The sequence below is a fragment of the Bacteroidales bacterium genome, assembly GCA_018334875.1.
In the GTDB taxonomy this organism is placed as follows: domain Bacteria; phylum Bacteroidota; class Bacteroidia; order Bacteroidales; family UBA12077; genus JAGXLC01.
In genome coordinates this window covers 1-5860 of sequence record JAGXLC010000265.1, presented here as the reverse complement: position 1 = coordinate 5860, position 5860 = coordinate 1, and the positions used below count along the sequence as shown (strand labels likewise).

Annotated in this window: 8 protein-coding genes; all 8 read left to right on the top strand. The window is 44.8% G+C overall.

The window, feature by feature from the left end:
• The first annotated feature begins 113 nt into the window (after nt 1-113).
• On the top strand, nt 114-755 hold the full coding sequence (cbiE, locus tag KGY70_16020) for a precorrin-6y C5,15-methyltransferase (decarboxylating) subunit CbiE (GenBank protein MBS3776704.1): 642 nt from the start codon (nt 114-116) through the stop codon (nt 753-755).
• Nucleotides 752-1321, top strand: a complete 570-nt coding sequence (cbiT, locus tag KGY70_16015) for a precorrin-6Y C5,15-methyltransferase (decarboxylating) subunit CbiT (GenBank protein ID MBS3776703.1) — start codon at nt 752-754, stop codon at nt 1319-1321. Before cbiE ends, cbiT begins: the two co-directional genes overlap by 4 nt.
• Nucleotides 1314-2039: a precorrin-2 C(20)-methyltransferase gene (gene cobI, locus KGY70_16010; protein ID MBS3776702.1), complete on the top strand. Its 726-nt coding sequence runs from the start codon at nt 1314-1316 to the stop codon at nt 2037-2039. The genes cbiT and cobI overlap by 8 nt, the downstream gene beginning before the upstream one ends.
• Before the next feature lie 4 nt (nt 2040-2043).
• The gene (cobM, locus tag KGY70_16005; GenBank protein ID MBS3776701.1) at nt 2044-2805 is read left to right on the top strand and encodes a precorrin-4 C(11)-methyltransferase; all 762 of its coding nucleotides are present in this window, start codon (nt 2044-2046) and stop codon (nt 2803-2805) included.
• A complete protein-coding gene (gene cbiG, locus KGY70_16000) occupies nt 2802-3818 on the top strand; it encodes a cobalt-precorrin 5A hydrolase (protein MBS3776700.1) in 1017 nt (338 codons plus the stop codon). Before cobM ends, cbiG begins: the two co-directional genes overlap by 4 nt.
• Entirely contained in the window at nt 3818-4552 is a 735-nt protein-coding gene (gene cobJ, locus KGY70_15995; protein ID MBS3776699.1) for a precorrin-3B C(17)-methyltransferase, read from the top strand. Before cbiG ends, cobJ begins: the two co-directional genes overlap by 1 nt.
• Entirely contained in the window at nt 4549-5280 is a 732-nt protein-coding gene (gene cobK / locus KGY70_15990; protein MBS3776698.1) for a precorrin-6A reductase, read from the top strand. Before cobJ ends, cobK begins: the two co-directional genes overlap by 4 nt.
• Before the next feature lie 55 nt (nt 5281-5335).
• Nucleotides 5336-5860, top strand: a 525-nt coding sequence (locus tag KGY70_15985) for a siroheme synthase (GenBank protein MBS3776697.1), incomplete at its 3' end; no start/stop codon positions are given.

The window sequence follows — 5860 nt, the reverse complement described above, 5'->3', positions numbered from 1 at the left end:
GGCGGAACAATATGTTTATGATGAACTCCACATTGAAGTAGTATTGTTTTCTCATGAAGCCGGTTTACTGGCGGCAACAGAAAACGCCCTAAACTTATTTGAGGAGGTAATGAATGATCAATGACGAAACTCATATTTCCGTTTGCGGTATAGGACCAGGCAATCCCGACCTTATACCGAATGCGGTTTTCAAACAGGTTGACAAGGCTGAGGTCCTGATGGGAGGGAAAAGACAACTTGCCATATTCTCTGATCGGGATAAAACAACCTGTGTTTTCGACGGTAGAACAGCCAATCTGAAATCCGATATTGAAAGGCATGCCGGTAAGCATATTGTTATACTCGTTTCAGGCGATACGGGTTTTTATTCGCTGCGCCGGTTTCTTCTAGCCACGTTTCCAGATGAGCGTATTACCCTGACACCAGGCATCAGCTCGTTTCAGTATTTCTATGCCAGACTGGGGCTGGGCTATGAAAATGCTTTCTTCGCCTCGGTCCATGGAAAAGACAAGGATTACATCAGCAAGCTGGATGTCTACAGTTCTGTGTTTCTGTTGACCGACAGGAAAAATAACTACAAAGCCATTGCCCGGCATTTGACGGACCATGGCTACGGACATCTGATCATGCATATAGGTTGCAACCTTTCCTATAACGATGAACAGATTCTAACCATGCGGGCCAGTGAAGCGCTTTCGCTTAATCAGGATTTTTCACTCTGTTCTGTGATCATTGAAAATCAGGAAATATCATGAAAGATACGGCTTTTATAAAGGGCGATGTTCCCATGACCAAAGAAGAGATACGTGCCATTGTGCTGGAGAAACTGGAACTAAAAAGCAATGATTCTCTAATGGATATAGGGGCGGGGACGGGTTCTGTTGCCATAGAGGCTGCCTTGCAGTTAACTCAAGGCAATGTTATTGCCATTGAGCGGAAAGATGATGCTGTGGATCTGATCCGCAAAAATATCCTAAAGCATCATCTTGCCAATGTAAAACTTTTACAAGCCTTGGCGCCGGCAGGCATGAAAGACCTTGAAAATATAAATAAATACTTTATCGGAGGCTCCGGCGGCAACCTTGGGAAGATCCTGGATCTGATAGGCCAGAAGGCTCCTGAAGGAAGCATTGTGGTGGCCACCGCTATCCTGATCGATACCATGTATCAGGCTTATCATTATTTTAGAGATCACTCCTTTGAGGTGGAGCTCATTCAGGTGTCCGTTAACAAAGCAGAGAGCGAAAAGAAAGCAGGTATGCTGCTGGCCGCTAATCCTATATTCATTCTAACAGCTAAAAAGAAACATGTCCATGGATGAAAAAGAGATCAAACAAACCCAGGGCAAACTTTATGGCATTGGCCTCGGACCAGGTGATCCTGATCTTGTGACCATAAAAGCAGTTAAGGCCCTTGAAATGGCTGAGGTGATTTATTTGCCCAAGTCAAAGGAAAAGGCTAGCACCGCCCTTCAAATTGTGGATAAATACCTCAACGGTAATGTCATCATAGAAGAAATGGAATTTTCCATGTCATGGGATGTTGAAACAAGAGTAAAATCGCGGAAAAAAAATGCGGAACATATCCGTGAAAATCTTGATTCGGGAAAGGTAACAGCTTTTCTGACCCTTGGCGATCCTTTGCTATATAGTACTTATAATTACTTACTTGACTATCTTGCACCGGAGCATGAGGTAGAAACCATTCCCGGGATTTACTCCTTTGCTGCTATCAGCAGCCAGTTGTCTCTTCCTTTGTGCAAGGGTAATGACAAACTTGCCGTGATTACCTCTTTCGATGAGAATACACCTGAATTAATAGAATCGATGGATACCGTGGTATTCATGAAACCTTCCTCCTATAGCTCCGGATTGTATTATTTCCTCAGCCGGAATCCGGGGTACCATTTTGTTATGATAACAAATGCGGGAAAAGCAGATCAGAAAGTTTTTTATTCACCGGAAGTTCTACAGGAAAAGGTTCCCTATTTTTCAACCATAATTCTTCAAAAGGCAAAGAAGACCAACATAAAAAATTAACGATATGTCAAAAGTTTCATTCATAGGTGCCGGTCCTGGTGATCCTGAGCTCATCACCATTAAAGGGCAAAAAGCTGTTCGGCAGGCCGATGTTATCATTTATGCCGGTTCATTGGTCCCAAAGGCGGTGATTGAAGACAGAAAAGCCGGTTCCGAAGTATTAAACAGCGCTTCCATGGATCTGGATGAAATTATGGAGACCATCAGGAATGCCCATGCAAAAGACAAAAATGTTGCGCGGGTTCATACGGGTGATCCGTCCATATATGGCTCCATCCGTGAGCAAATGGAGGAGCTGGACAAGCTGGGGATAGCTTATGAGGTTATTCCGGGTGTTAGCGCTTTCGTTGCATCGGCAGCGGCATTGAAGAAAGAATTTACTGTTCCGGGTGTCTCCCAAACAGTTATCTGCACCCGTATGGAGGGCCGAACCCCTGTTCCGGAACTGGAACAAATTGATAAGCTGGCAGTTCATCAATCTTCCATGGCCATATTTTTAACCGTTCAGATGATCGATAAACTGGTGGAAAAGTTACTGCAGCATTATCCTTCTTCCACTCCTGTGGCTGTAGTGCAGCGGACAAGCTGGCCCGATGAGAAGATCGTCACAGGAACACTGGCCAGTATTACGGAGGCTGTTAGATCATCAAATATAACCAAAACAGCAATGATTCTGGTTGGGGATTTTCTTGGCTCGAATTATCAGAACTCATTGTTGTATGCTCATCATTTTACACACGGTTACAGAAAAGGCAAAAAGTCATGACCGGGATCATTGCGCTGAGCAAACAGGGAGTTGAAATGGCCTCGAAACTCTCAGGTTTCCTGGGGGATAGTACCTGTTATACCCTGCCGAAGTGGAACCGGCAAGGGTTTGTACCGATAGAAGGCAGTTTGACGGATTTTTGCGGTCAGATCTTCAACAAATATCAGGCATTGGTTTTTATCATGGCCAGCGGAATAGCAGTACGAAGCATTGCTCCGTGGATCAGGGATAAAACAACCGATCCCGCAGTTGTCGTCATGGATGAAAAAGGCATAAATGTGATCAGTTTGCTCTCAGGGCATCTGGGAGGAGGAAATGCTTTAACCCTGAAGATTGCCGGGTATTTATCGGCAAACCCGGTGATCACTACTGCCTCCGATGTAAATCAACTTCCCTCAGTGGACACACTGGCCCAATCCAAAGGTTTGATCATTGATTCCATGGAGGATGCAAAGATGATTACTGCGATGATCCTCAACCGGCAGAACGTGAGCGTGATCGATGAATTCGGGTTTCTGGCTGACATAAGCACCTTGAAATCCGGCGATCCCACTGCAGGAAAGATCATTGTGACCAACCGGTCCTCTGTATACGAAAAGAAGCCTTTTGTCAAGCTTATACCCGAAAATATCATTCTGGGTATAGGTTGCCAGAAGGGCGTAGCGCCTGAAAAAATGATGGACTTTATTGTTCATCTGTGCAGCCATCATAACATTGATATGAGGTGCATCCATACCATTGCTTCCATTGATCTGAAGGAAAAGGAGGATGCACTGCACAAAGCCGCTGAAAAGCTTTATTGCTCGCTGAAATTTTACTCTGCCCGGGCACTTCAGAAAGTGGATCATCTTTTTCAGGGTTCTGACTTTGTACGGTCAAAAACCGGCGTGACCTCGGTCAGTGCTGCCTCGGCTTATCTGGCAGCGGGAGAATCGGGAAGATTCATAATAGAAAAGGAAATACAGGATGGAATGACCGTCTCAGTTTTTGAACAGCATAATCGGATAAAGTAATGGGAGGAAAAATATTTGTTGTGGGCACAGGCCCTGGTGATCAGGAGTATATTTGTCCAATGGCTATGGAAGCCATGGAGCGAAGTGACGTTGTTGTGGGTTATAAGACTTATGTAGATTTGGTTCGGCCCCTTGTGCCAAACAAGGAATTCATATCCTCAGGTATGATGAAAGAGGTAGAGCGTTGCCGGGAAGTATTTAAACAGGCTAAGCGGGGCAAAACCGTGAGCCTGATCAGCAGCGGCGATCCGGGAATATATGGTATGGCCGGTATCATGCTGGAACTGGCGGCCAATGATCAAACGGATATTCCCGTAGAAATCGTAGCGGGAGTAAGCGCGGCTTCTTCGGCAGCATCCCTGTTGGGGGCACCCCTCATGAACGATTTTGTAGTGGTGAGCCTTAGTAACCTGCTTACACCCTGGGAAGTTATTGTTAAACGACTGCATGCTGCAGCAATGGGAGATTTTGTAATTAGTGTCTACAACCCCCGAAGCAAAAAGCGCGTTCAGCATCTCAATATGGCTGTGGATATCCTACTGGAATACCAAAAACCGGAAACCCCCGTGGGTGTTGTAAAAAATGCCATGCGGGAGCAGCAGGAAGTCATGATCACTGATCTCGCTCATCTTAAGGAACAGCACATCGATATGTTTACTACATTGATCATCGGCAACTCACAGACGAAAGTTATTAAGGGGAAAATGGTCACTATAAGAGGTTATAAGATATGATCTGGATTATTGGAGGTACGAGTGATGCGGTTAAAATAGCCGATTTGCTGCTCGATCGGCAGAAAAGTGTAATGGTTTCAGCTACTACAGCTTACGGGATTGACTATGTAAAAAGCAAACCTGTTCATGTGGTTCAACAAAAACTTGAAACATCCGATATGCAAGATCTGATAAAGGATTATAAGGTGGAATGTGCTATTGATGCCAGCCACCCCTTTGCCGAAAACGTTTCGCGAAATGCCATGGAAGCCTGTCGGTTAGAGGGAATCAGATACTTACGTTTTGAGCGAAAAAGTATTGCATTGAAACAGGCTCAATATTATGAGAACTATGAACAAATAACAGCCCATCTGTCACAAACCAAAGGAAATATTCTCCTGACAATAGGTTCAAAAAACCTATACCGCTTTTCGGTTGTGGATGTCGAACGGCTAACGGCTCGTGTGTTGCCTCACCCGGATAGCCTTGCCCGGTGTACTGCTGCAGGACTGAAGCTTCATCAGATAATTGCCGTTAAAGGCCCCCTGACTCAGGAAACAAACAAAGCGCTTATGATCGAATATGGAATAGCCCATCTGGTTACCAAGGATACAGGAACAGAAGGCGGGCTATTGGAAAAAGTTAAAGCAGCCCGTGAGTTGGGAATATTGGTACACTTATTGCAAAGGCCCCGGATTGCATATCCTGAAGTTTATGATGATTATAATGAACTGATGGCTGAAATGTAGATAGCAGGCATCATTGACCAAAACCCTATTAATAATTAACAAAAAAGACACCCATATGAGCTTTTTACCGATTGCCTTAAACATTCAAAACAAAAATTTGCTTATCGTTGGAGGAGGCCATGCCGCCCTTCAAAAGTTAAATAATTTGTTGCCATTTACGAATAACATTACAGTGCTTTCACCGGATATATTGCCGGAGATCCGGGAACAGGAAAACATTCATATCATACAAGACGCCTACGACATCAGTTACTTACAAGACATGTTCCTCGTTTATGCCTGTACCGATTCGCCGGAGATAAACCGGAAGGTACTGGAAGATGCCGAAACGATGGGAGTTCTTTGCAACCGTACCGATCAGGCTGAGGAATCCCACTTCCATTCATCCGGCATCGTGGAAACGGATGACATGTATGTGGCAGTCAATTCCAAGAGAAAGGAGGTGAAGAAAACAGTGGCTCTGAAAAAGGAGTTGCAATCCTATCTTGAAGAACGGGACAGCCTCTTAAGACAAAAGGAGCAGCAAAAAGGGAAGGTTTACCTGGTAGGATTCGGTCCCGGAAATCCTGATCTGCTTACC

What these genes read in the sequence shown, in the direction of transcription:
- cbiE (MBS3776704.1), top strand. Translation starts at nt 114, where the DNA reads ATGATCAATGACGAAACTCATATTTCCGTTTGCGGTATAGGACCAGGC.
- cobI (MBS3776702.1), top strand. Translation starts at nt 1,314, where the DNA reads ATGGATGAAAAAGAGATCAAACAAACCCAGGGCAAACTTTATGGCATT.
- cobM (MBS3776701.1), top strand. Translation starts at nt 2,044, where the DNA reads ATGTCAAAAGTTTCATTCATAGGTGCCGGTCCTGGTGATCCTGAGCTC.
- cobK (MBS3776698.1), top strand. Translation starts at nt 4,549, where the DNA reads ATGATCTGGATTATTGGAGGTACGAGTGATGCGGTTAAAATAGCCGAT.
- cobJ (MBS3776699.1), top strand. Translation starts at nt 3,818, where the DNA reads ATGGGAGGAAAAATATTTGTTGTGGGCACAGGCCCTGGTGATCAGGAG.
- cbiG (MBS3776700.1), top strand. Translation starts at nt 2,802, where the DNA reads ATGACCGGGATCATTGCGCTGAGCAAACAGGGAGTTGAAATGGCCTCG.
- cbiT (MBS3776703.1), top strand. Translation starts at nt 752, where the DNA reads ATGAAAGATACGGCTTTTATAAAGGGCGATGTTCCCATGACCAAAGAA.